Origin of the sequence: Streptomyces sp. NPDC014882, from assembly GCF_043081325.1 — a bacterium.
Taxonomy (GTDB): Bacteria; Actinomycetota; Actinomycetes; order Streptomycetales; family Streptomycetaceae; genus Streptomyces.
In genome coordinates this window covers 275,275-297,008 of the sequence record NZ_JBIBWL010000002.1, presented here as the reverse complement: position 1 = coordinate 297,008, position 21,734 = coordinate 275,275, and the positions used below count along the sequence as shown (strand labels likewise).

Annotated in this window: 20 protein-coding genes; 18 read left to right on the top strand and 2 right to left on the bottom strand. The window is 71.7% G+C overall.

Annotated features, from left to right (window positions below):
• The first annotated feature begins 10 nt into the window (after positions 1–10).
• The 7 genes from ACF09K_RS05940 to ACF09K_RS05910 all read left to right on the top strand — a co-directional run bounded on the left by ACF09K_RS05940 (position 11) and on the right by ACF09K_RS05910 (position 9,185).
• Complete coding sequence (locus tag ACF09K_RS05940; RefSeq protein ID WP_392241270.1) at positions 11–508, top strand: S1 RNA-binding domain-containing protein; 498 nt, start codon at positions 11–13, stop codon at positions 506–508.
• Between the two features lie 203 nt (positions 509–711).
• Positions 712–1,032 (top strand): 50S ribosomal protein L21, encoded by a 321-nt coding sequence (gene rplU, locus ACF09K_RS05935; protein WP_093503080.1) that lies wholly within the window; start codon positions 712–714, stop codon positions 1,030–1,032.
• A 14-nt stretch (positions 1,033–1,046) separates the two neighbouring features.
• The gene (rpmA, locus tag ACF09K_RS05930) at positions 1,047–1,301 is read left to right on the top strand and encodes a 50S ribosomal protein L27 (RefSeq protein ID WP_040253648.1); all 255 of its coding nucleotides are present in this window, start codon (positions 1,047–1,049) and stop codon (positions 1,299–1,301) included.
• Between the two features lie 125 nt (positions 1,302–1,426).
• Entirely contained in the window at positions 1,427–2,872 is a 1,446-nt protein-coding gene (obgE, locus tag ACF09K_RS05925; protein WP_392241269.1) for a GTPase ObgE, read from the top strand.
• A gap of 1,133 nt (positions 2,873–4,005) precedes the next feature.
• Entirely contained in the window at positions 4,006–5,505 is a 1,500-nt protein-coding gene (locus ACF09K_RS05920; RefSeq protein WP_392241268.1) for an SDR family NAD(P)-dependent oxidoreductase, read from the top strand.
• 156 nt (positions 5,506–5,661) lie between these two features.
• Positions 5,662–7,731: a hypothetical protein gene (locus tag ACF09K_RS05915; protein ID WP_392241267.1), complete on the top strand. Its 2,070-nt coding sequence runs from the start codon at positions 5,662–5,664 to the stop codon at positions 7,729–7,731.
• A 239-nt stretch (positions 7,732–7,970) separates the two neighbouring features.
• Positions 7,971–9,185 carry a glycosyltransferase family 2 protein gene (locus ACF09K_RS05910; protein WP_392241266.1) on the top strand — a complete coding sequence of 405 codons (1,215 nt, stop codon included), beginning with the start codon at positions 7,971–7,973 and terminating at the stop codon, positions 9,183–9,185.
• A gap of 135 nt (positions 9,186–9,320) precedes the next feature.
• On the opposite strand, the gene ACF09K_RS05905 is transcribed toward ACF09K_RS05910, so the two are convergent.
• The gene (locus tag ACF09K_RS05905; protein WP_392241265.1) at positions 9,321–10,715 is read right to left on the bottom strand and encodes a polysaccharide pyruvyl transferase family protein; all 1,395 of its coding nucleotides are present in this window, start codon (positions 10,713–10,715) and stop codon (positions 9,321–9,323) included.
• A 238-nt stretch (positions 10,716–10,953) separates the two neighbouring features.
• On the opposite strand from ACF09K_RS05905, the gene proB reads away from it, so the two are divergent.
• From proB to ACF09K_RS05880, 5 genes are all read left to right on the top strand, one after another.
• Positions 10,954–12,060, top strand: coding sequence for a glutamate 5-kinase (proB, locus tag ACF09K_RS05900; RefSeq protein ID WP_392241635.1), 1,107 nt, complete (start codon positions 10,954–10,956; stop codon positions 12,058–12,060).
• Between the two features lie 164 nt (positions 12,061–12,224).
• Positions 12,225–12,737, top strand: a complete 513-nt coding sequence (locus ACF09K_RS05895) for a hypothetical protein (RefSeq protein WP_392241264.1) — start codon at positions 12,225–12,227, stop codon at positions 12,735–12,737.
• A 220-nt stretch (positions 12,738–12,957) separates the two neighbouring features.
• Positions 12,958–14,244, top strand: coding sequence for a glutamate-5-semialdehyde dehydrogenase (locus tag ACF09K_RS05890; protein ID WP_392241263.1), 1,287 nt, complete (start codon positions 12,958–12,960; stop codon positions 14,242–14,244).
• A gap of 76 nt (positions 14,245–14,320) precedes the next feature.
• Positions 14,321–14,929, top strand: coding sequence for a hypothetical protein (locus ACF09K_RS05885; RefSeq protein ID WP_392241262.1), 609 nt, complete (start codon positions 14,321–14,323; stop codon positions 14,927–14,929).
• Between the two features lie 88 nt (positions 14,930–15,017).
• Positions 15,018–16,091 carry a hypothetical protein gene (locus ACF09K_RS05880; protein WP_392241261.1) on the top strand — a complete coding sequence of 358 codons (1,074 nt, stop codon included), beginning with the start codon at positions 15,018–15,020 and terminating at the stop codon, positions 16,089–16,091.
• Positions 16,092–16,217: 126 nt separating this feature from the next.
• Here ACF09K_RS05880 and ACF09K_RS05875 read toward each other — a convergent pair whose 3' ends face one another.
• Positions 16,218–17,312 (bottom strand): M48 family metallopeptidase, encoded by a 1,095-nt coding sequence (locus ACF09K_RS05875; RefSeq protein ID WP_392241260.1) that lies wholly within the window; start codon positions 17,310–17,312, stop codon positions 16,218–16,220.
• 140 nt (positions 17,313–17,452) lie between these two features.
• Between ACF09K_RS05875 and ACF09K_RS05870 the strand changes: the two genes are divergently transcribed.
• The 6 genes from ACF09K_RS05870 to ACF09K_RS05845 all read left to right on the top strand — a co-directional run bounded on the left by ACF09K_RS05870 (position 17,453) and on the right by ACF09K_RS05845 (position 21,695).
• Entirely contained in the window at positions 17,453–17,611 is a 159-nt protein-coding gene (locus tag ACF09K_RS05870) for a hypothetical protein (protein WP_392241259.1), read from the top strand.
• A 206-nt stretch (positions 17,612–17,817) separates the two neighbouring features.
• Positions 17,818–17,982, top strand: a complete 165-nt coding sequence (locus ACF09K_RS05865; RefSeq protein WP_094103935.1) for a hypothetical protein — start codon at positions 17,818–17,820, stop codon at positions 17,980–17,982.
• A gap of 78 nt (positions 17,983–18,060) precedes the next feature.
• On the top strand, positions 18,061–18,699 hold the full coding sequence (nadD, locus tag ACF09K_RS05860) for a nicotinate-nucleotide adenylyltransferase (RefSeq protein ID WP_392241258.1): 639 nt from the start codon (positions 18,061–18,063) through the stop codon (positions 18,697–18,699).
• Between the two features lie 16 nt (positions 18,700–18,715).
• On the top strand, positions 18,716–20,440 hold the full coding sequence (locus ACF09K_RS05855; RefSeq protein WP_392241257.1) for a LytR C-terminal domain-containing protein: 1,725 nt from the start codon (positions 18,716–18,718) through the stop codon (positions 20,438–20,440).
• A 128-nt stretch (positions 20,441–20,568) separates the two neighbouring features.
• Complete coding sequence (gene rsfS / locus ACF09K_RS05850) at positions 20,569–21,012, top strand: ribosome silencing factor (protein WP_392241256.1); 444 nt, start codon at positions 20,569–20,571, stop codon at positions 21,010–21,012.
• Positions 21,009–21,695 carry a histidine phosphatase family protein gene (locus ACF09K_RS05845; protein WP_392241255.1) on the top strand — a complete coding sequence of 229 codons (687 nt, stop codon included), beginning with the start codon at positions 21,009–21,011 and terminating at the stop codon, positions 21,693–21,695. The genes rsfS and ACF09K_RS05845 overlap by 4 nt, the downstream gene beginning before the upstream one ends.
• The last annotated feature ends 39 nt before the right edge of the window (positions 21,696–21,734 follow it).

The following is a 21,734-nucleotide window of genomic DNA, read 5'->3' as shown; positions in this document are numbered from 1 at the left end:
GAGGAGAGGGATGACCGGGGCCGACGACGGCGACCTGGGCGTGCTGAGGCCCGGTGACGTGCACAGGGGGACGGTCGAGGCCGTCACCGACTTCGGTGTGTACGTGCGCTTCGGCGGTCACCGGGGTCTGATCACGGTCGTCAACCTGACCTGGGACCGCTTCGACCACCCGTCCCAGGTCATTGAGGAGGGGGACGAGATCACCGTCGTCGTCCTCTCCGTCGACGCCGAACGAGCGGAGGTCTCCCTGTCCCGCAAGGACCTGGAGCCCGATCCGCTGGTGGAGCTCGCGCGCACCCGCCTGGGCGCGCTCGTGCGAGGGGCCGTCACACGCGTGACTCCCATCGGCGCGTTCGTCCGCGTGGGGCCCAACGCCGAGGGGCTGCTGCCCGTCGCCGGGCTGCGCGGCGCGGAACGGGAGCGGACCCTCCAGGCCGGCGACGAGCTGGAGGTGCTGATCGAGGGCATCAACCTGCGCGAGCGACAGGTGGCTCTCCGGCTGCCCTGACGGGGAGCGCCACGGGGCCCGGTTTGACCCCTCAAGCCGGGCCCCGTAGCCTTGACCATCGGCGTGTCGAGTGGCACGCCACATCCCCGTAAACCTCTTCCTTCCGGACGCCGGTCTCCGGTGGCCGGGAGAGGTCGCCCGTGTTTCCCGCCCGGGCGGCTGGCCTGCGGGGGTGCCGTTCTCCGAGCGAAAGAGAGACCCGCGTGTACGCCATCGTGCGCAGCGGTGGTCGCCAGCACAAGGTTGCTGTCGGCGACATCGTTGAGGTTGACAAGATTTCCACTGCCAAGGTTGGCGACACGGTCGAGCTCTCGACCCTGCTCGTGGTCGACGGCGACACCGTGACCAGCGACCCGTGGGTGCTGGCCGGCATCAAGGTCCAGGCCGAGGTCGTGGACCACCACAAGGGCGTCAAGATCGACATCCTTCGCTACAAGAACAAGACCGGTTACCGCCGTCGTCAGGGCCACCGCCAGCAGTACACGGCGATCAAGGTCACTGAGATCCCCGCGGCTGCGAAGTAAGGGACTGAGGAGACATGGCACACAAGAAGGGCGCATCGTCCACCCGGAACGGTCGCGACTCCAATGCCCAGCGGCTCGGCGTGAAGCGCTTCGGCGGTCAGGTCGTCAACGCGGGTGAGATCCTGGTCCGCCAGCGCGGCACCCACTTCCACCCGGGCTCCGGCGTCGGCCGCGGCGGCGACGACACGCTGTTCGCGCTCCAGCCCGGTGCGGTGGAGTTCGGCACGTTCCGCGGCCGCAAGGTCGTGAACATCGTTCCGGTCGCCTGACCTCAGGCTTTCCGGGAACGCTTCGCGAGGCGGACCTCACTTCCCTTCGGGGAAGGCGGGTCCGCCTTTCGCTTGTTGGCACAGGTAACACCCGTACATCACGTACATCACTGGAGGCACCCACCATGACCACCTTCGTGGACCGCGTCGAGCTGCACGTCGCCGCGGGTAACGGAGGTCACGGCTGTGCCTCCGTCCACCGTGAGAAGTTCAAGCCGCTCGGCGGCCCGGACGGCGGCAACGGCGGCCGCGGCGGGGACGTCATCCTCACCGTGGACCAGTCGGTGACCACCCTGCTCGAGTACCACCACTCCCCGCACCGCAAGGCCACCAACGGCAAGCCCGGCGAGGGCGGCAACCGCTCCGGCAAGGACGGCCAGGACCTGGTCCTGCCCGTGCCGGACGGCACCGTCGTCCTGGACAGGGCGGGCAACGTCCTCGCCGACCTCGTCGGCCACGGCACCTCCTTCGTCGCCGCCCAGGGCGGCCGCGGCGGCCTCGGCAACGCGGCACTGGCCTCGGCCCGCCGCAAGGCGCCCGGCTTCGCGCTGCTCGGCGAGCCCGGCGACCTGCACGACATCGTGCTGGAGCTGAAGACCGTCGCCGACGTGGCGCTGGTCGGCTACCCGAGCGCCGGCAAGTCGTCCCTGATCTCGGTGCTGAGCGCCGCCAAGCCGAAGATCGCCGACTACCCGTTCACCACCCTCGTGCCGAACCTCGGTGTCGTCACCGCGGGGTCCACCGTCTACACCATCGCCGACGTCCCCGGCCTCATCCCGGGCGCCAGCCAGGGCAAGGGCCTCGGCCTGGAGTTCCTGCGCCACGTCGAGCGGTGCAGCGTGCTCGTGCACGTCCTGGACACGGCGACCCTGGAGTCCGAGCGCGACCCGGTCTCCGACCTCGACATCATCGAGGAGGAGCTGCGCCAGTACGGCGGGCTCGGCAACCGCCCGCGCGTCGTCGTCCTGAACAAGATCGACGTGCCGGACGGCAAGGACCTCGCGGAGATGGTGCGGCCGGACCTGGAGGCGCGCGGGTACCGCGTCTTCGAGGTGTCGGCGGTGGCGCACCTGGGGCTCAAGGAGCTGTCGTTCGCACTGGCCGACATCGTCGCCAAGGCGCGCGCCGCGAAGCCGAAGGAGGAGGCCACCCGGATCGTCATCCGGCCCAAGGCCGTGGACGACGCCGGTTTCACCGTCACGCGCGAGGAGGTCGACGGGGAGCTGGTGTTCCGCGTCCGCGGCGAGAAGCCCGAACGCTGGGTGCGCCAGACCGACTTCAGCAACGACGAGGCCGTCGGCTACCTCGCCGACCGCCTCAACCGGCTCGGCGTCGAGGACGAGCTGATGAAGGCGGGCGCCCGCTCCGGCGACGGCGTCGCCATCGGCCCCGAGGACAACGCGGTCGTCTTCGACTGGGAGCCGACCATGACGGCCGGCGCCGAGATGCTCGGCCGCCGCGGCGAGGACCACCGCTTCGAGGCCCCGCGCCCGGCCACCCAGCGCCGCCGCGACCGCCAGGCCGAACGCGACGAGGCGACCCAGGAGTTCGAGGGCTTCGAACCCTTCTGAGCCACCGGCTCCACGAAGACCCGCCGCGGCACACGCCGCGGCGGGTCTCTTTCCTCCCGCGCCCTCCGCCGTCAGGGTTCCTTCCGTGGGCACGGCTTTCTCCGCCGGCACGGCTTCCTCCGCGCTCACGGCTTTCTCCACGTTCACGGCTTTCTCCGCCGGCACGGCTTCCTTCGCCGTCACGGCGCCCGGGGATCATCGGGGGCCCGGGGTTCCTCTCTGCGTCGCCTCGGGAACGTCTCCTGTCGTCCTCGGACCGTGGAGACGCACCGTGCGCGGGCGACGAGGATCCGCCGGGCCGTCCCCGCGGCGCGGCGGGGGCCGACCGGGCACCGCCCTCGTGGTGGACGACCGGGACCGGAACGGTCCGACGCGCGCCTTCGAGCGACTGCCCGGACGGCCCGGACGGCTTCCGCGGGCCGCACCCGACACGGCGAATCGCTCCCTCACTCTCGCCGGGACCGGGATACCGCGGAATCTCCATAAGGAATTCCGCGGCCCGGCCTTCCCGACGAGTTCTATTCGAAGCCGGTCCGCAACGGCGCGGTCATGCACGGGAAGAACACGTGCGCCCCACGGCCCGGGACGTGAAGATCTCCCATCGGGCCGGGCGGCGGGCGTGCGCACCGGGCGATGCCGGCCCGCCGGCCGACGGGCCGGAGCCCGCCGGGGCGGTGACGGACGGAGCCCCCGAGCCGCTGCCGGGCAGGCCCGTCAGCGCACCGGAGGTGGCGGCGCGGGCGCCGCACGGGGCGCTCGCGGCGGCGGCCGGGGCACCGGGCCGGCATTCCGCGCGGCCGGTGCGCCGGACGTCCTCGGGGGAACTCGCGAAAGCCCCCGGTCGTCGCCGCCTGAAACAGCGGCGACGCCGGTGAGCCGCAATCCCGTCACTCTCGGCAATCCGTTACCGTCTGTGCGGTTACTCACAGGATTTAATGAGACGGTGTCAGGAAGGCCCATCCGCACCGGCCCAATCACCCGCACCGTATGGTTCATCCGCACCGGCTTCATCCGCACCGCAAGGTGAATGGCGGGTGGCGCGCACATATGCACTGAACGGCGCTCACCTTGCACCGCGGTTACCGAAAGTGGGAGCATTTCCCCGTTCCCTGTCGCCCCAAGGTAGGTCACCCGTGTCCCAGCGCATAGCCAAGCCCCGTACCACCGCAGTGATCCTGGCCGGTGGCACCGGCCAGCGGGTGGGTCTGTCGATCCCGAAGCAGCTGCTGAAGATCGCCGGCAAGGCCGTCATCGAGCACACCCTGACCACCTTCGAGCACGCCGACTCCGTCGACGACGTCATCGTGCTGATGGCGCCGGGCTACGTGCCGGACGTCGAGAAGATCGTCGCCAAGGCCGGGTTCACGAAGGTCTCCCGCGTCATCGAGGGCGGCTCCACCCGCAACGAGACCACCGAGCGGGCCATCGCCGCCCTCGGTGAGGGCCTGGCCGAGGGCGAGGACCTCAACGTCCTCTTCCACGACGCCGTACGCCCCCTGCTCTCGCAGCGCGTCATCGACGACTGCGTCGCCGCGCTGGACCGCTACCAGGCCGTCGACGTGGCCATCCCGTCCGCCGACACCATCATCGTCACCCGCACCCACGGCGAGGACGGGGAGTTCATCACCGAGATCCCGGACCGCTCCCGGCTGCGCCGCGGCCAGACCCCGCAGGCCTTCAAGCTCTCCACCATCCGGCGGGCCTACGAGGTCGCGGCGGGCGACCCCAACTTCCAGGCCACCGACGACTGCACCGTCGTCCTGCGCTACCTGCCGGACGTGCCGATCCACGTCGTGGCGGGCGACGAGTACAACATGAAGGTGACGCAGCCCGTCGACGTCTTCATCGCCGACAAGCTGTTCCAGCTCGGCTCCACCGCCGCGCCCGAGCAGATGAGCGAGGAGGCCTACCGCCAACTGCTCACGGGCCGGACCCTCGTCGTCTTCGGCGGCTCGTACGGCATCGGCAAGGACATCGCCGAACTCGCCCGCTCCTACGGCGCCCACGTCTACGCCCTGGGCCGCTCCACCACCAACACCCACGTGGAGAACCCGGAGGAGGTCGACGACGCGCTGTCCAAGGCCTACGCCGAGACCGGCCGCATCGACTACGTCGTCAACACCGCGGGCGTCCTGCGCATCGGCAAGCTCGCCGAGACCGACAACGCGACCATCGAGGAAGCGCTCAAGGTCAACTACCTGGCCCCGGTCCAGATCGCCCGTTCCGCCTACAAGTACCTCTCCGAGACCAAGGGCCAGCTGCTGCTCTACACCTCCAGCAGCTACACCCGCGGCCGCGCCGAGTACAGCCTCTACTCCTCGACCAAGGCCGCCATGGTGAACCTCACCCAGGCCCTGTCCGACGAGTGGGCCGCCGACGGCGTCCGCGTCAACTGCGTCAACCCGGAGCGCACCGCGACCCCCATGCGCACCAAGGCCTTCGGCCAGGAGCCGGCGGGCAGCCTGCTCTCCTCGGAGACCGTGGCCCGCACCTCCCTGGACGTGCTGCTGTCCGAGCTGACCGGGCACGTCATCGACGTCCGCCAGCAGGACCCCACCGCCGACGCCTCCCGCGCCTCCGGCTTCGAGCAGGCCCTGGCCGGCGTGCTCGACCGACAGGACGGCGTGGCATAATCAACCGCCATCAGCCTTGAAATTCAGGCCTCTGTGGCTCCCTGTTTACGGGATATTCACAGAGGCCTGAATCCGTAAGGCTCCGGAAACCTTCACAACGTATTTTCCGGACTTTTCGGATTCACTGACCGGCCCCCTCCCAGAGCAGGTTTCTCCGTGATAACGACCGCCATTCGCGTCGCCCGGGTGGGCAGCGTGGCCGAGCTGGCCGCGGCGGCCCTCATGACGCTGGGCTTCCCCTGCCTCATGCTGGCCGCGCTCGTCCCGAACGTCCCCGCCTTCGCCGCCGCGGCAGCCGTGACCTACCTCGCCGACCTCTACCTCCACCGCAGGGGCAGCTACCTCGTCAGCCTCCTGGGCAAGGTGAGAGCCGGCCTGTCGACCCGGTTCCTGGTCAGGGAGCTGCTCCTGATCCTGCTCCTGGCCCGGCTCGAACTGTCGGAGGAGCCGGTCTTCTACGCGGCGATCGCCTGCTTCACGGTCTTCTTCGGTCTCCAGGCCCCGCACGGCGCCCTCGTCACCCTGATCGGCAACCGCCGCCAGATGCCGGTCGTGACCCGCAACGTCGACCTGGTCTCCCGCCTGACCGTCCCCGACGCCCCGCCGCGCCTGCTGCTGCGCCGGGCCGACGTGAAGATGCTCCACCTCGACCTCGCGGCCGTCGCCGGCCTGCTCGCCTACGCCGTCACCGACAGCGAGGCCGCCGGCTTCGCCGGAACCGGCGTCACCCTGGGCCTCGGCACCCTGTACGTCCTCGCGCTGGCGCCGTACCTGCGCGCCAGGCGGATCCCGCCGAAGGCCGACAAGGTCCTCAAGGCCGTCAGCGCCTGGCTGCGCGAGTACCGCCCGGAGACGGTGCTGTACTTCTCCGGCTCGGCCGACTCCGCCTACCAGCTCAACATGTGGCTGGAGACGATGGAGCAGCTGGAGTCCCGCCCGCTGATCATCCTGCGGGAGCGCGTCATCCTGGAGAAGATGGCGCCCACCACGGTCCCGGTCGTCTGCGTGCCCGGGGGGGTGCACCTGATGAACATGGACCTCTCCATGGTGCGGGTCGCGTTGTACGCGGCGAACGTCGGCAAGAACATCCACCTGCTGCGCGTGCCCACCATGAAGCACGTCTTCATCGGCCACGGAGACAGCGACAAGCTCGCCAGCGTCAACCCCTTCAGCAAGGTGTACGACGAGGTGTGGACCGCCGGCCGCGCGGGCCGCGACCGCTACGCCATCGCCGACGTCGGCATCCGCGACGAGGACATCGTCGAGGTCGGCCGCCCGCAGCTCGCGCCCATCACGCCCTGGCAGGGCGCCCCGGCGGACCGGATCCCGACCGTGCTCTACGCGCCCACCTGGGAGGGCTGGGACGACGACCCGGGCAACACCTCGATCCTGCTGGCCGGCGAGAACATCGTGAAGAAGCTGGTCGCGGCCGAACCCCCGGTCCGGGTCCTGTACAAGCCGCACCCCTTCACCGGCACCCGCAGCGCCAAGGCCCGCACCGCGCACCGCCGGATCACCGCCCTGGTCGAGAAGGCCGCCGCCGAGCGCGCCGCCGACCCCCGGTTCACCGCGGACCCGGCCGCCCAGGCGGAGGCCAGGGCCGAGCTGACCCGCCTCAAGGCCCGCCTCGACCAGCTCTCCCTCACCTTCGACGAGAAGGCCGACGAGGCGGTGACGAGCCGCGACGGCCTCGTCGACCTGCGCAAGCACCAGGAGGCCGCCCGGCTGCGCGCCGCCTGGAACGACGCCTACTGGCGCTCCTTCCCGTCGTACGAGCACCGCGTCGTCACGGGCGGCGAGCCGCGCCTGTACGACTGCTTCAACGCCTCCGAGGCGATGGTCTCGGACATCTCCAGCGTCGTCTCCGACTTCATCGCCAGTGGCAAGCCCTACGCCGTCACCGACTCGGCGGAGCTGGGCGCGGAGGAGTTCCGGCGGCAGAACACCGCGGTGCGCGCGGCCGTGATCCTCACCAACGACGCCGCCGGGGTGCAGCAACTCCTGGACGCGGTCCGCGACCCGGCCGCCGACACGCTGGCCGAGGACCGCAAGGAACTGAAGGAGTACCTGCTCGGCCCCGACGAGCCGACCTCCCTCGAGCGGTTCGACACCGCGATCGCCGACCTCGCGCTGAAGGCCGAGGCCCGCAACGTCGGCCAGGCGTCCCACGTCGTCGCGGCGGCCGGCGAGGCGGAACTGGCGGAGGACGGCGTGACCGCGGTCTGAGGCACCCCGCGGTACGAGGCCCGCGGTGCGAGGCGCCCGGTACCCCGGTACGAGGCACCTGTGTGACATCGGCTCGGCCCCCGGAGAGGGAATCTCCGGGGGCCGAGCCGTTTCCCTAGGCTGTGACGCGGCACACATCCAGGGCGCGGGTAACGCGGGCAACCCCTTTCTGTCATCCCCCGTCTACCGGGTTGCCCCATCTTTGACCAGGGGGAAACCGTGAGTGACGAGGGGGAGAAGTGACCGTGGCGGAGCCCGATGTCAGCGTGATCATCGGGGCGTACGAGGCGATGCCGTACCTGACCGAGTGCCTGGCCTCGGTGGAGGCGCAGTCCCTGGACCCGGCGCGCATCGAGGTGATCGCGGTCGACGACGGCTCCACGGACGGCAGCGGCGACTGCCTGGAGGAGTTCGCCGCCCGCGCGCCCATGGCGGTCACCGTGATCCACCAGGCGAATTCCGGCGGTCCCAGCGGCCCGCGCAACGTCGGCCTGGCCGAGGCCACCGGCCGTTACGTCTTCTTCCTCGACGCCGACGACCGGTTAGGGCCCGAGGCCCTGGAGCGCATGGTCGCCATGGCCGACCGCAACGGCACGGACGTGGTCCTCGGCCGCGTCGAGGGCGTCAACCGCAAGGCGCCCCGGTCCATGTGGGGCAAGACCCTGGAGCGGACCGACGTCTTCTCCTCCAACATCAAGTTCACGCTCAGCGCGCAGAAGCTGTTCCGGCGCGCGCTGCTGGAGCGGCACGGCATCCGCTTCGACGAGTCCCTGTGGACCGGCGAGGACGCCGTGTTCACCATGGAGGCCTACCTGCGGGCCGACGGCGTCTCCGTGGTCGCCGACCACACCTGCTACTACCTGGTGGGCCGCAGCGACGGCAAGCACGTGACCAAGAGCGGCAGCTACACCCTGCGCTTCGACTCCGCGCGCGCCCTGATGGAACTGATCGCCCGGATGCTGCCGCCCGGCCCCAAGCGGGACGTGCTCATGGTCCGCCCGTTCCTGGTGACGCTCCTGCCGCAGTTCGGCCCGGTCTTCCTCAGGAACGACGAGGAGATCCGGCGCACCAAGCTCGAACTGGCCAGGCCGCTGATGGACGCGTACTGGAACGAGGGCGTCTCCCACCGGCTCCGGGTCCACGAACGGCTGCGCCTGCACCTGGTCGCCGAGGGGCGCCCCGACCTCCTCGCGGAGGTCGTCGAGTTCCTCAAGGACAAGCGCGAACCCGACCCCGTCCTGGAGAAGCGCGGCACGCGGCTCTACCTCGCCTACCCGCGCTTCCGGGACCGCGCGGCCGGCATCCCGGACCGCGTCTACCTCGCCGAGCCCCGGGAGGCCAGGGAGTTCCCGGGCTGGCGCCAGGGCCCGGCCGAGTCCTTCCTGCGCAGGGCGACCCGCAAGGTGCGGCGCACACTGCGCCGGCTGAGGGCGCGGACGACCGCGGCGGTGTGACACGGCGCCGGTGAGACGAGGATGACGGCGTGACGGGCCCGGAGACGTGACGGGCCCGGAGACGTGACGAGGACGGCCGCGTGACGAGAGTGGCGACGGCCGGTCGTGGCGGGGGCCGGGGGGAGCCCTCCAGGGCTACCTGGACGGCTTCAGCGCCCGCCGCAGCGGCCCTCCGACCACTCGCCGGGCACGCCGGTAGATCGACGGTGTGGCCAGCGCGGCCTTGGCCGCGGTGCGTGCCCCCGCCCGGCTCTTCGCCAGCTCCCGCTTCAACTCGGTGTTGTGCGCGTCCAGTTGGCTGATCCGCTGCTGAAGCCAGCCGAACCGGCTCGTCAGCGAGGCAGGGTCCGTTTCGTTCCAGGGCCGCACCCCGGCCGGGAAGGACAGCGACCGCAGCCTCTTGTCGAAGGCCGCGCCGCCGTCACCGTGCGTGAAGGTGTTCTCCAGGCCGTTCTTGTCGAGGAAGCCCGTGAACCGCTCGAAGCGCTCCCGGTGGTTGCCGGTCAGCGGACCGAAGTCGGCCTCCTCGTAGAGGACGGCCGGGTCGAGGTCCGCGGGCACCTCGGTGAGGAGCCGGTGCGGGATCTCGAAGTAGCGGCACAGCTCCAGCGTGCGCGAGTCGAAGGCCAGCACCGTCGCGGGCGTGCCCGCCAGCAGCGCCGCGATGTTGCCGTGGATCCGCGAGCCGAACGAGTAGTCGAAGCCGCGGAGGTCGTCCATCCACGTGACCGGGTCGACGTACACCCGGACCTTGTCCTCCCGGTACATCGGGTGGTCGGGGTGGGTCGGCATCTGCGTGACGCGGCCGGCCGGCGAGTCCACGTCGCGCCAGTGGAGCTGCCTGGCGTCGGTGAGGTTCTGGCCTATGTACCGCAGGTTCGGGTAGTGCGCGTGGGTCCGCGTGATGATCCGGTGCAGACCCCCGCTGCGCACCGCGGTGTGCGAGCCGTTGACGGCTATGCGGGACTCCGGGGTGAGCGACTCGGCCCGCTTCTCCACGGTCAGCCGGTCGCCGTGCAGGAACATCGACGGGCAGCCGATGACCTCCACGTCCCGGAAGCCCATGTCGGTCAGGTACTTCTCGGTGAACTCGCCCCGCACGCCGATCGACGCGCTGCGCTCCAGCACGGCCGAGCAGAACGCCCGCACGGTCGGCTCCATGGCCTTCAGCCGGGCGGGGTCCTGGTCGAGGCCGGCCTGCGCGCCGACGCCCAGCACCACGACCGGGATGCGCAGCTTGCCGATGAGCCGGGTCAGCCGCTGGAGCGCCGGCTCGAACGACGGCCGGAAGGCGTTGGCGAGGGGCACCACGAAGGCGTCGTACTCCTCGTTGATCCGACCCGCCGAGGCCACCTCGGTCCGCATGCCGTTCGAGACCACCTCGGTGCCCGGGGCGGTGAGGATCTTGTGGGCGGCATCGCTGAAGATCAGGTTGCCGGAGTTGGTGGCGATCACGTCGCGGTGCAGGGCCTCCTCGACGGGGAGTACGTCGAAGGGGCTCTTCCCCGATCTCAGGAGTATGCGCTTCACAGGGCGAACTTTAGGTCACGTCAACTTCGAAGGAAATTTTGGATCTCTTCAAACTTCCCATGGAACCCGTACACGTTCTTTGCCCTACGCAAATGGTGAACGCCCGTGAGCGCGGCGTGACCGTCCGGCACGTGAAACCCCGGCGCGCCCTCCGCTCCCGTTCGCGTAGATTGCGTGACGGGCAGCCGTGGACCTACGCGAGGGGACGAAGAACAAGGTGGCAGGGGCAAGGCAGGCCGTGCGCGAGGCCCGCAGGATCGTCGTCAAGGTGGGTTCCTCGTCGCTGACCACCGCCTCCGGCGGCCTGGACGCCGACCGGGTGGACGCCCTCGTCGACGTCCTCGCCAAGATCCGCAGCGGAGGGGAGCGCGAGATCGTGCTGGTCTCCTCCGGTGCCATCGCCGCCGGGCTCGCACCGCTGGGCCTGCGCCGCCGGCCGAAGGACCTCGCCCGGCAGCAGGCCGCGGCCAGCGTCGGCCAGGGCCTCCTCGTGGCCCGCTACACCGCCTCCTTCGCCCGCTACGGCGTCCGCGTCGGCCAGGTCCTGCTCACCTCCGACGACATGAGCCGCCGCGCCCACCACCGCAACGCCTCCCGCACCCTCGACGAGCTGCTGGTGATGGGCGCCTTCCCGATCGTCAACGAGAACGACACCGTCGCCACCGACGAGATCCGCTTCGGCGACAACGACCGGCTCGCCGCCCTCGTCGCCCACCTCGTCCACGCCGACCTCCTCGTGCTCCTCTCCGACATCGACGGCGTGTACGACGGCAACCCCAGCAAACCCGGCACCTCGCGGATCACCGAGGTGCGCGAACCCGCCGACCTGGACGGCGTCGAGATCGGCAGCGCCGGCAAGGCGGGGGTCGGCACCGGCGGCATGGTCACCAAGGTCGAGGCCGCCCGGATCGCGGCCGCCGCCGGCATCCCCGTCGTCCTCACCCACGCCGTCCACGCCGCCGAGGCCCTTTCCGGCGGGGACACCGGCACCTACTTCCACGCCACCGGCAAGCGCTCCGCCGACCGGCTGCTGTGGCTCCAGCACGCGTCCACCCCGCAGGGCTCGCTGACCCTGGACGACGGAGCCGTACGGGCGGTCGTCGAACGCCGCACCTCGCTCCTGCCGGCCGGGATCGCCGCCGTCGAGGGCGACTTCAGCGCGGGCGACCCGGTCGAGCTGCGCGACGGCTCCGGGCGCGCCGTCGCCCGCGGCCTCGTCAACTTCGACGCCAAGGAGATCCCCCAGCTGCTCGGCCGCTCCACCCGCGAACTGGCGCGCGAACTCGGCGCCGAGTACGAACGGGAGATCGTCCACCGGGACGACCTGGTGATCCTGCACCCCTGAGACCGCCGCCCCCGCGCCCGCGGTCGAACGGCCGCTCCCGGCGACGCTCGAACGGTCCGTACCGGTGGGGGACGTTCCGTGAAACGGCCCCACGGAGCCGTGCGGCCTGCTCAACTTTGTCCCGGGGACATGTTCCGCACGAGCGCTGCGCAAAGGAGGCCGTCGTGAGACGAGTACGCCCAGGGGTGGCAGCGCCCCGTGGGAGTGCCGCCGGGGCGGGTCCCGCGGCCTCGCGCCCGGCGGGCGAGGAACGCGCCCTGACGAGCGTGGCGACCGGGGAGAACTACCGGGGACGGCAGGAGGACGGCCGCGCGGGGCAGACCCGCCCCGCGGACCTGCCCCGCCTGTGGCACGTCACCCTCAGCGTCTCCGGGGAGGAGGCCGACATCGAGGAGGTGCGGCGCGCCCTGGAACAGCTCGCCCACGACCACCCCTTCCTCCTGACCAGCCGCTACGCCGTCGACCACGCGGAGATCCGCTACTGGGAGGAGGCCCGCGACCTGCACGACGCGGCCGCCGTCGCCCTGCGCCTGTGGGGCGAGCACCGTCAGACGGCCGGGCTCCCGCCGTGGGAGATCGTCGGCCTGGAGGTCATCGACCGCCGGACCTACCACCAGCGCATCGCCGAGGGCTACGGACCGGCCCCGGCGTCCCCCGTCGGGGTCCACCCCTACTGACCCCGCCCGGCCCCGCCCGGAAGCCCCGAGAGCTCTCCCGGCCGATGTCCGGGGCGGTGCCTCCACCGGTGTGCGGGCGGTGTGCGGGCCGGTGCCCCCACCGGTGCCCCCACCGGTGTTCGGGCGGGGTCCGGGACGGTGCCTCCACCGGTGTCCGGACGGTGTCTCGGGGTGTGGAACGAGCCGTGAGCGGGCCCGCGGCGCGCACTACCCTTTCCCTATGACCACGCTCTCGCCGTACGACGCCCTCTCCCCGGTGATCCAGGCCGCCTACCGCGCCAAGGCGGCAGCCGCCGACCTCGCGCCGCTGCCGCGGGCCGCCAAGGACGACGCGCTGCTCGCCATCGCGGACGCGCTGGAGGTCCGTACGAGCGAGATCGTCGAGGCCAACGCCAGGGACGTCGCCAAGGCCCGTGAGGCCGGCACCGGCGAGGCGATCGTCGACCGGCTCACCCTCACCCCGGAGCGGGTGCGGGCCATCGCCTCCGACGTGCGCGACGTCGTCGCCCTGCCCGACCCCGTCGGCGAGGTCGTGCGCGGCTCCACCCTCCCGAACGGCATCGACCTGCGCCAGGTCCGCGTCCCGCTCGGCGTGGTCGGCATCATCTACGAGGCCCGCCCGAACGTCACCGTCGACGCCGCCGCCCTGTGCCTGAAGTCCGGCAACGCGGTCCTGCTGCGAGGTTCCGGCTCCGCCTACGAGTCGAACAGCGCTCTGGTACGGGTGATCCGCGACGCCGTCGGCGGCGCCGGGCTGCCCGCCGACGCCGTCCAGCTCGTGCCGGGGGAGAGCCGGGAGAGCGTGCGCGAGCTGATGCGCGCCCGCGGCCTCGTCGACGTGCTGATCCCCCGCGGCGGCGCCTCGCTGATCCGGACGGTCGTATCGGAGTCCACCGTTCCGGTGATCGAGACCGGCACCGGAAACTGCCACGTGTACGTCGACGCCCAGGCCGACCTCGACATGGCGGTCGACATCCTCATCAACTCCAAGGCCCACCGGGTCAGCGTCTGCAACGCCGCCGAGACCCTCCTGGTCCACCAGGACATCGCCCCCGAGTTCCTGCCCCGCGCCCTCGACGCCCTCGCGGACGCAGGGGTCACCGTCCACGCCGACGAGCGCGTCCTGGCCTACGCCAAGGACTCCCGGGCGACCGTCGTCGAGGCCACCCCGGAGGACTGGGAGACCGAGTACCTCTCCCACGACATCGCCGCCGCCGTCGTCGACTCGCTCGACAAGGCCGTCGAGCACATCCGGCTGTGGACCTCCGGCCACACCGAGGCCATCGTGACCACCTCCCAGCAGGCCGCCCGCCGCTTCACCCAGTTGGTCGACTCCACCACGGTCGCCGTGAACGCCTCCACCCGTTTCACCGACGGCGGCCAGTTCGGCTTCGGCGCGGAGATCGGCATCTCCACCCAGAAGCTGCACGCCCGCGGCCCCATGGGCCTGCCGGAACTGACCAGCACCAAGTACATCGTCACCGGCGACGGCCACGTGCGGCGCTGACGGGGGCGCGCGGCGCCCGTCCGGGGCGTGGGAGGCGTCTCGGCAGGCGGATGAATTTCCGTACCGTCTGCCCAAATTGACCCCCCAGGTCTACTCTGGATGCGTGCCGGAGGACGTGGGGGGCACGCCGTTCCCGGACGGCTGGAAGCCCGACGACGACCACGACCGCGGGGTGTCGGACGAAGAGTTCGCCTCCGTGGTCTTCGACGAGGCCTTCGTACGGGCGGCACCGGTGCACGAGCCGACCGCCGTCGAACGCCTCCTGGCCGCCGCGCGGGCGAGAGCCGAGGCCTCGGAGGCCGAAGCCCACCGCGCCCACCGCGCCCGCTACGACGACCTGTACGGGTCCGGCGTCTTCGGCCATGATCCGGATGACGACGATCCGGACGACTTCGAGGACCCCGACGACCCGGACACCTGGGGCCGCCACGGCGGTTTCGGGCCGTACGGCAAGCAGGTCCGCTGGCACCGGGCGGTCGCCTGGATGCTCGCCGTGGTCATGGGCGTGGGCATGGTCGCACTGGCCTTCGCCGCGGTCTACCGGGGAGCCTCCTCCTCCGACAACCGCGACCACGCGCCGTCGCCCGCGTCGACCGGGCTCGAAACCGGAGCCGGGCCGGTCGCCCCGTCCGCCTCCGCCGACCAGGTGCGGCCACCCGTCGCGGCCGTCCCCCGCACGCCCTGACCGGGTGCCGCCGACCGGGTGAGAACATGTCAGAACTTGTGGCGCAGCAAGGCGTTTACCCGGGCTCCCGGCGACCTACCCTGAAGGTATGGGCAGGCCCGGAGAGCCACCGGAGGGGGCAGCCGAGGGGACTCCCGGTGGCGGCGAGGACGAGTACCGGTCCGTCGTCTTCGACGAATCGTTCGTCCGCGCTGCCCGCCTCCAGGAGTACTCCGCCGAGGAACGCATCGCCGACCACGCCCCCGCCGTACGACGCCGCCCGCCCGCCCGGCGGCCCGGCCTGTCCCGGCAGGCTTTCGCCCTGGTCCTGCTGATCGCTCTCGCCTTCGGCACCGCGATCTACATGGGCGTCCGGAACCCCTACCAGAACCCGGCCGCCCGCCGCGCCGCCGAGCCGCTGCGGATGACCGTCATCCCGCTCGCCCCGCAGGGCGCCGTGCCCGGCACCGCCGACCCCGCCCGCCTGTTCGCGCACAGCCCCGCCGCCCGGTACCGCGTCGGCGCCGAGGGCATCCCGCTGCCGCCCTCCCGGCGCACCCCGCACTTCTCCGACAGCCAGGTCGTCACCGCGCTGAGCACCGCCAAGGACTACATCGTGCGCTCCTCGCTCTACCCGGAGGTGCTCACCGGGCAGCAGGTCAGGCCCGTACGCGCGCTGGTCGCCCCCGGCCAGCTCGACCAGTTCGACGAGAGTTTCACCCACCCGGCCGCCGACGGACGGCACGCGCCCACCGGATGGCTGGTGCGCTTCGACCCCGCCCGAGCCGAACTCGCCGACCGCGGGGTCCGCGTCCAGGGCACCCTCCAGGCCGCCGAGACCGACGCCGCCACCCTCGAGGTCACCGCCGACCACACCTTCGTCTACGCCCTGCGCCCGGCCGGAGCCGACACCAGGGCCCCGGTCTCGCTGTTCACCGTCCGCCGCGAGCTCCAGTTCCGCTTCGACCGCGACGACCTGCGGCTGCGCCAGACCCAGCTGATCGTCTCCTCCGTGCAGGCCGGCCCGCTGTCCTGCGGCGAGGACTCCACGAACCACCTGCGGCCCCTGCTCGCCGGCCAGACCGCCGGGACGGGCGGCCCGGCCGGCACCGACCCCTACGCGACGGGCGGGGCGACGGCGCTCTGCGGATCGCTGGCGGCGAGCGCACAGCCGAGCGTGTGAGCGGCGGGGCCGCCGGAGCGGCTCCGCCCGGGGAACGGGAGGTGCCGGCGGGGGTGTGAACCGGCGACGCCGGGGAGCGCTGGGAACGAGGGGACCAGGGCGCCCCGCCGGGCTCGTCGGGGGCCGTCAGGCCTCGTCGCGCGGGGGCGCGTCCGCCGGGCGGTCCCGCGGGGGCGCGGTGCCGGTGAAACCGTCGAAGCCGCGGCGCACCCGGCCACCCAGGCCACCCGCCCCGCCCGCGATGTCGGTGACCAGCTTCATCAGCGGGTCCTTCGAGCTCTTCACGTGGTCGGCGTAGTGCGACGCAGACTCGCGGAAGGAGTCGGTGACCGAGGTCTCCTTGTCCTCGGCGCGACGCGGGTAGTGACCGTCCAGGATCCGCTGGTGGTCGCGGGACTCGGCCCACTTCTTCAGCTCGGCCGCGCGCACGGCGGTGAAGGGGTGGGAGCGGGGCAGCACGTTGAGGATCTTCAGCACGGAGTCGCGCAGGTCGCCGCCGGCCTCGTACTCCTCGGCCTGCTTGAGGAACGCGTCCACGTTCATCTCGTGCAGGTGGTTGCCGCCCGCGATCTTCATCAGGCCGCGCATCGAGGCCTTCAGGTCCTGTCCGACCAGCAGCCCGGCCCGGTCCGCGGACAGCTCCGACTTGCGGAACCACTCGCGCAGCGCGGTCACGATCGCCATGATCGCGAGGTTGCCCAGCGGGATCCAGGCGACCTTGACGGCGAGGGTCGTCAGGAACAGCAGGATCGTGCGGTACACGGCGTGCCCGGACAGGGCGTGACCCACCTCGTGGCCGACGACGGCCCGCATCTCCTCCTCGTCGAGCAGCTCGACGAGGCCGGTGGTCACCACGATGATCGGCTCGTCCAGACCGATGCACATCGCGTTGGGCTGCGGGTCCTGGTTGACGTACATCGCCGGGACCTTCTCCAGGTCCAGGATGTAGCAGGCGTCCCGCAACATGTCGTTCAGGTGGCTGAACTGCTGGTCCGACACGCGGACCGAGTCGGACAGGAACAGCAGGCGCAGACTCCGCTCGGGCAGCAGCCCGCTGAGCGCCTTGAAGACCGTGTCGAAACCGCTCAGCTTGCGCAGCGCCACCAGCGCGGAGCGGTCGGCCGGGTGCTCGTACGCACGCGAGGAGATCCCGGGAAAGCGCCTGCGCTGCCTGCTCGGCACGTTCTCGTGACCGTCGTGCTCGTGGCCGTCGTCGGACATCCATCCCCCAAGTGCGTGTGTGTGGCCCTTGTCTGTGCGGTCCTTTGCGGACCTTTGTGCAGCCCTTCGCGCCCCCGGAGCAGGGCCCACCCCAGGCGGAGCTACGGTGGACGGGCACCACACCGAAGGAGTCCCGCGCCATGGAGCACACCCCCACCACCGCCTGGATCGCGCAGGCCGCCGGCGCCGCGCAGCAGGGTCCGGGGCATCTGCTCCGGGTCGTACTGATCGTGATGGTGCTGGGTTGCGTGCTGACGGCCTGGTTCCTGTTGCGGGGCTACAAGCGGAAGGACGACTGAGCCGCCGGGAAGGTTCCCCCTCGCTTCCCGTCCCGCCTCCGCCCCCGCCGGAACCGCCCCGGAAACGTCCCCGGCACCGCCCGCGCCCGTGCCCGTGGGGCAACCGGCCTCCCCAACGGCGGAGTCGGCGTGTGACGCGTCGAGGCGCCCGCTTACGATGGGCCGACATCTTTATCCCGCCCTCCATCGGATAGGTCCCGCCGAAGATGAGCTTCCACAGCGCAGCCGCCCAGTTGGTCACCCTCGCCGCCGAGGGCGAGGAGCACGGTGGCAACCACGAGAGTCTGAGCCCCCTGGTCACCGGTGGTGCCGCCTTCCTGATCCTGATGCTCCTGTTGTGGGTCACGACCCTCTTCAACCGCGACCGCTGAGACCAGCGTGTTCATAGCGGGGCACTTCGGACACCGGTCGCACCGTGTCCTCAGGACGGGCCGGTAGGGTCTGCACGCATGGGAGAGCAGGACATGCCTACCGGTCCGTCGAACAGCCCGTCGAAGCCGGGCAAGCGCCGCCTCGGCGTCATGGGCGGGACCTTCGACCCGATCCACCACGGTCACCTCGTGGCGGCCAGTGAGGTCGCCGCGCAGTTCCACCTGGACGAGGTCGTGTTCGTCCCGACCGGCGAGCCGTGGCAGAAGAGCCACCGCAGGGTCTCCCTGGCCGAGGACCGCTATCTGATGACGGTCATCGCGACCGCCGAGAACCCGCAGTTCTCGGTCAGCCGCATCGACATCGACCGCGGCGGTCCCACCTACACCGTGGACACCCTGCGCGACCTGCGGGCCCTCAATCCCGACACGGACCTCTTCTTCATCACGGGCGCGGACGCCCTGGGCCAGATCCTGACCTGGCGGGACAGCGAGGAACTGTTCTCCCTCTCCCACTTCATCGGCGTCACCCGGCCCGGCCACAACCTGGCCGACCCCGGCCTCCCCGAGGGCGGCGTCTCCCTCGTCGAGGTCCCCGCACTGGCCATCTCCTCCACGGACTGCCGCGCGAGAGTCGCCAAGGGCGACCCCGTCTGGTATCTGGTGCCGGACGGAGTCGTGCGCTACATCGACAAGCGCGAGCTGTACCGCGGCGAGTGAGCCGAGAGGGGCACCGGTGAACGACCGAAACGACGCGGGCTACGGGGAGAACCCGTACGAACTCGTCGGCTACGACGAGTACGGCCGGCCGGTGTACCGGCAGGTCCCGCCGCAGCAGACCTACGACCCGTACGGACAGCAGCAGGGCTACGGCTACGACCCGTACGCCCAGGGCGAGGGGCAGCAACCCGCCTACGACCCGTACGACACCGGCCGGCAGCCGGCCGCGCCCGCGTACGACCCGTACGACACCGGCCGGCAGGCTCCCGTCCACGACCCCTACGGCGCCGGCCCGCGCCCGCAGCAGACCGGCGGGACCGCGGCCCCGTACGACCCCTACGGGCAGACGGCTGCCGGCGGGCAGCAGCCCCGGGCCGCCGAGCAGACCGCCTACATCCCGCAGCAGGCCGGACCGACGGAGGCCGAGGAGGAGCCCGACGCCTCCGCGCGACCCCAACGGGACTACCACACCGAGCAGTTCGCGTTCGTCGAAGATCCCGACCAGGACTCCGAGGACGTCATCGACTGGCTGAACTTCACCGAGAACCGCACCGAGCGCCGCGAGGAGGCCAAGCGCCGCGCCCGCAGCCGCCTGGTCGTCCTGGTCGTCGTCCTCGCGCTGATCGCGGTCGGCGGAGTGGGCTACCTCTGGTACGCCGGGAAACTGCCCGGACTGTCGTCGTCCGACGACGCCGCCACCGGCACCACGGCCGCCCCCGCCGCCCAGAAGCGCGACGTGATCGTGGTCCACCTGCACGACACCGCCCAGGGCGGCACCTCCACGGCCCTGCTGGTCGACAACACCACCACCGAGCAGGGCACCACCGTCCTGCTGCCCAACTCCCTCGTCGTCACCACCGACGACGGCACCACGACGACCCTCGCGAAGTCCGTCGACGGCGACGGCTCCGCGGGGACGCGCGAGTCGCTGGACACCGTCCTCGGCACCGAGATCCAGGGCACCTGGCGGCTGGACACCCCCTACCTGCAGAACCTCGTCGACCTCGTCGGCAACATCGAGGTGGACACCGACACCGCCGTGCCGGACCCGGCCGCCAAGAAGGGCCAGGCGCCGCTCGTGGCCAAGGGCGAGGGGCAGACCCTCAGCGGCAAGACGGCCGTCGCCTACGCCACCTACCGCGCCGAGGGCGAGGCCCAGAACGCCCAGCTGCAGCGGTTCGGCCAGGTCATGCAGGCCGTGCTGCGCAAGGTGTCCTCCGACCCGCAGGGCGCCACCGTCACCGTGCAGACCCTGGCGCAGATCCTCGACCCCTCGCTCACCGACAAGGACCTCGGCGCCTTCCTCGCGGGCCTCGCCGACCTCGCCAAGGGCGGCGACTACCAGACCGCCCTCCTGCCCGTGCAGGCCGACGGCACGCTCGACGCCGAGGCCAGTGCCGACGTGGTCAAGGACGTCCTCGGCGGCACCGCGAAGAGCCCCGACGAGGACGCGGCGGTCAGCGTCTCCGTGCAGAACGCCGACGGGTCCAAGGCCACCACCGAGGACGCGCGCGTGGTCCTCCTCAACGGCGGCTTCACCTTCCTGGACGGCGGCACGGCTCCGGGCGGCACCGCGTCCACGTCCAAGGTGCTCTACGCGGACGCCGCCGCCGAGGAGAACGCCACCGAGGTCGCCAAGACCCTGGGCCTGCCCGAGACCGTCGTCGCGAAGGGCACGGTCCCGGCGAACGCGGACGTCCTGGTCGTCCTCGGCAAGGACTACGAGCCCTCGTCGTCGTAGCCGGGCCGGAACCGGGGGCCCGCACGGGAGCGGCCCCCGGTCGCGCGGGGCCGGGTGTATTCACGTGGGGCGCCGTCGGCGGCCGTGAGACCCTTGAGGTCAAACGACCGCCGACGGAAAGCCACGCAGTGACCGCCACAGACCGCTCCATCGAGCTCATCCGGACCGCCGCCCAGGCGGCCGCCGACAAGCTCGCGCACGACATCATCGCCTACGACGTCAGCGACGTGCTGTCGATCACGGACGCCTTCCTGCTGGCCTCCGCCCCCAACGACCGCCAGGTCAAGTCGATCGTCGACGAGATCGAGGAGCGCCTGCAGAAGGAACTCGGCGCCAAGCCGGTCCGCCGCGAGGGAGACCGCGAGGCCCGCTGGGTCCTGCTCGACTACGTCGACATCGTCGTCCACGTCCAGCACAGCGAGGAGCGCGTCTTCTACGCCCTGGAGCGGCTGTGGAAGGACTGCCCCGAGCTGGACCTGCCCGCCGACGCCGTGGCGACCCGGGGCAAGGCCCGGGAGCACGCCGAACTGCAGGCGGCCCAGGACGCCGCCGAGCCGGGGGGTGACTGGTGACGACCCCACCCGGTGCCGAGACCGCGGCCGCGGCCGGCCGGACACCGGGCCGCGGCCGGCGCGTCATCCTCTGGCGGCACGGCCAGACCCTGTGGAACGTGGAACGCCGCTTCCAGGGCACCACGGACGTCCCGCTGACCGAGACCGGCGTGGCCCAGGCCCGCCGGTCCGCCAGGCTCCTGGCCTCCCTCAAGCCCGACGCGATCATCGCCTCGGACCTCCGGCGGGCCGCGAACACGGCCGCCGAGCTGGCCGCGCTCACCGGCCTCGAGGTGACCCACGACGAGGCCCTGCGCGAGACGTACGCGGGCGTCTGGCAGGGCCTGACGCACGAGGAGATCGTCTCCCGGTTCGGTGACGAGTACACCGCGTGGAAGCGCGGCGAGCCCGTCCGCCGCGGCGGCGGCGAACTGGAGACGGAGGTGGCCGACCGCTCCGCCCCCGTCGTCCTGCGGCACGCCGAGAAGCTGCCCGAGGACGGCACGCTCGTCGTCGTCAGCCACGGCGGCACGATCCGCACCACGATCGGCCGCCTGCTCGGCCTGGAGGCGCACGACTGGGAGAGCCTCGGCGGCCTCTCCAACTGCTGCTGGTCCGTCCTCGGCGAGGGCGCCCGCGGCTGGCGGCTCCTCGAGCACAACGCCGGCACCCTGCCGGAGCCGGTCCTCGGCGACGACGACTGAGCACCTCGGGGCGGACCGGACCCGGATTTCACTTTCCGG

What these genes read in the sequence shown, in the direction of transcription:
- ACF09K_RS05875 (WP_392241260.1), bottom strand. Translation starts at nt 17,312, where the DNA reads ATGTCCGACGACGGCCACGAGCACGACGGTCACGAGAACGTGCCGAGC.
- ACF09K_RS05865 (WP_094103935.1), top strand. Translation starts at nt 17,818, where the DNA reads ATGAGCTTCCACAGCGCAGCCGCCCAGTTGGTCACCCTCGCCGCCGAG.
- ACF09K_RS05940 (WP_392241270.1), top strand. Translation starts at nt 11, where the DNA reads ATGACCGGGGCCGACGACGGCGACCTGGGCGTGCTGAGGCCCGGTGAC.
- ACF09K_RS05890 (WP_392241263.1), top strand. Translation starts at nt 12,958, where the DNA reads ATGACCACGCTCTCGCCGTACGACGCCCTCTCCCCGGTGATCCAGGCC.
- ACF09K_RS05870 (WP_392241259.1), top strand. Translation starts at nt 17,453, where the DNA reads ATGGAGCACACCCCCACCACCGCCTGGATCGCGCAGGCCGCCGGCGCC.
- rpmA (WP_040253648.1), top strand. Translation starts at nt 1,047, where the DNA reads ATGGCACACAAGAAGGGCGCATCGTCCACCCGGAACGGTCGCGACTCC.
- obgE (WP_392241269.1), top strand. Translation starts at nt 1,427, where the DNA reads ATGACCACCTTCGTGGACCGCGTCGAGCTGCACGTCGCCGCGGGTAAC.
- ACF09K_RS05880 (WP_392241261.1), top strand. Translation starts at nt 15,018, where the DNA reads ATGGGCAGGCCCGGAGAGCCACCGGAGGGGGCAGCCGAGGGGACTCCC.
- nadD (WP_392241258.1), top strand. Translation starts at nt 18,061, where the DNA reads ATGGGAGAGCAGGACATGCCTACCGGTCCGTCGAACAGCCCGTCGAAG.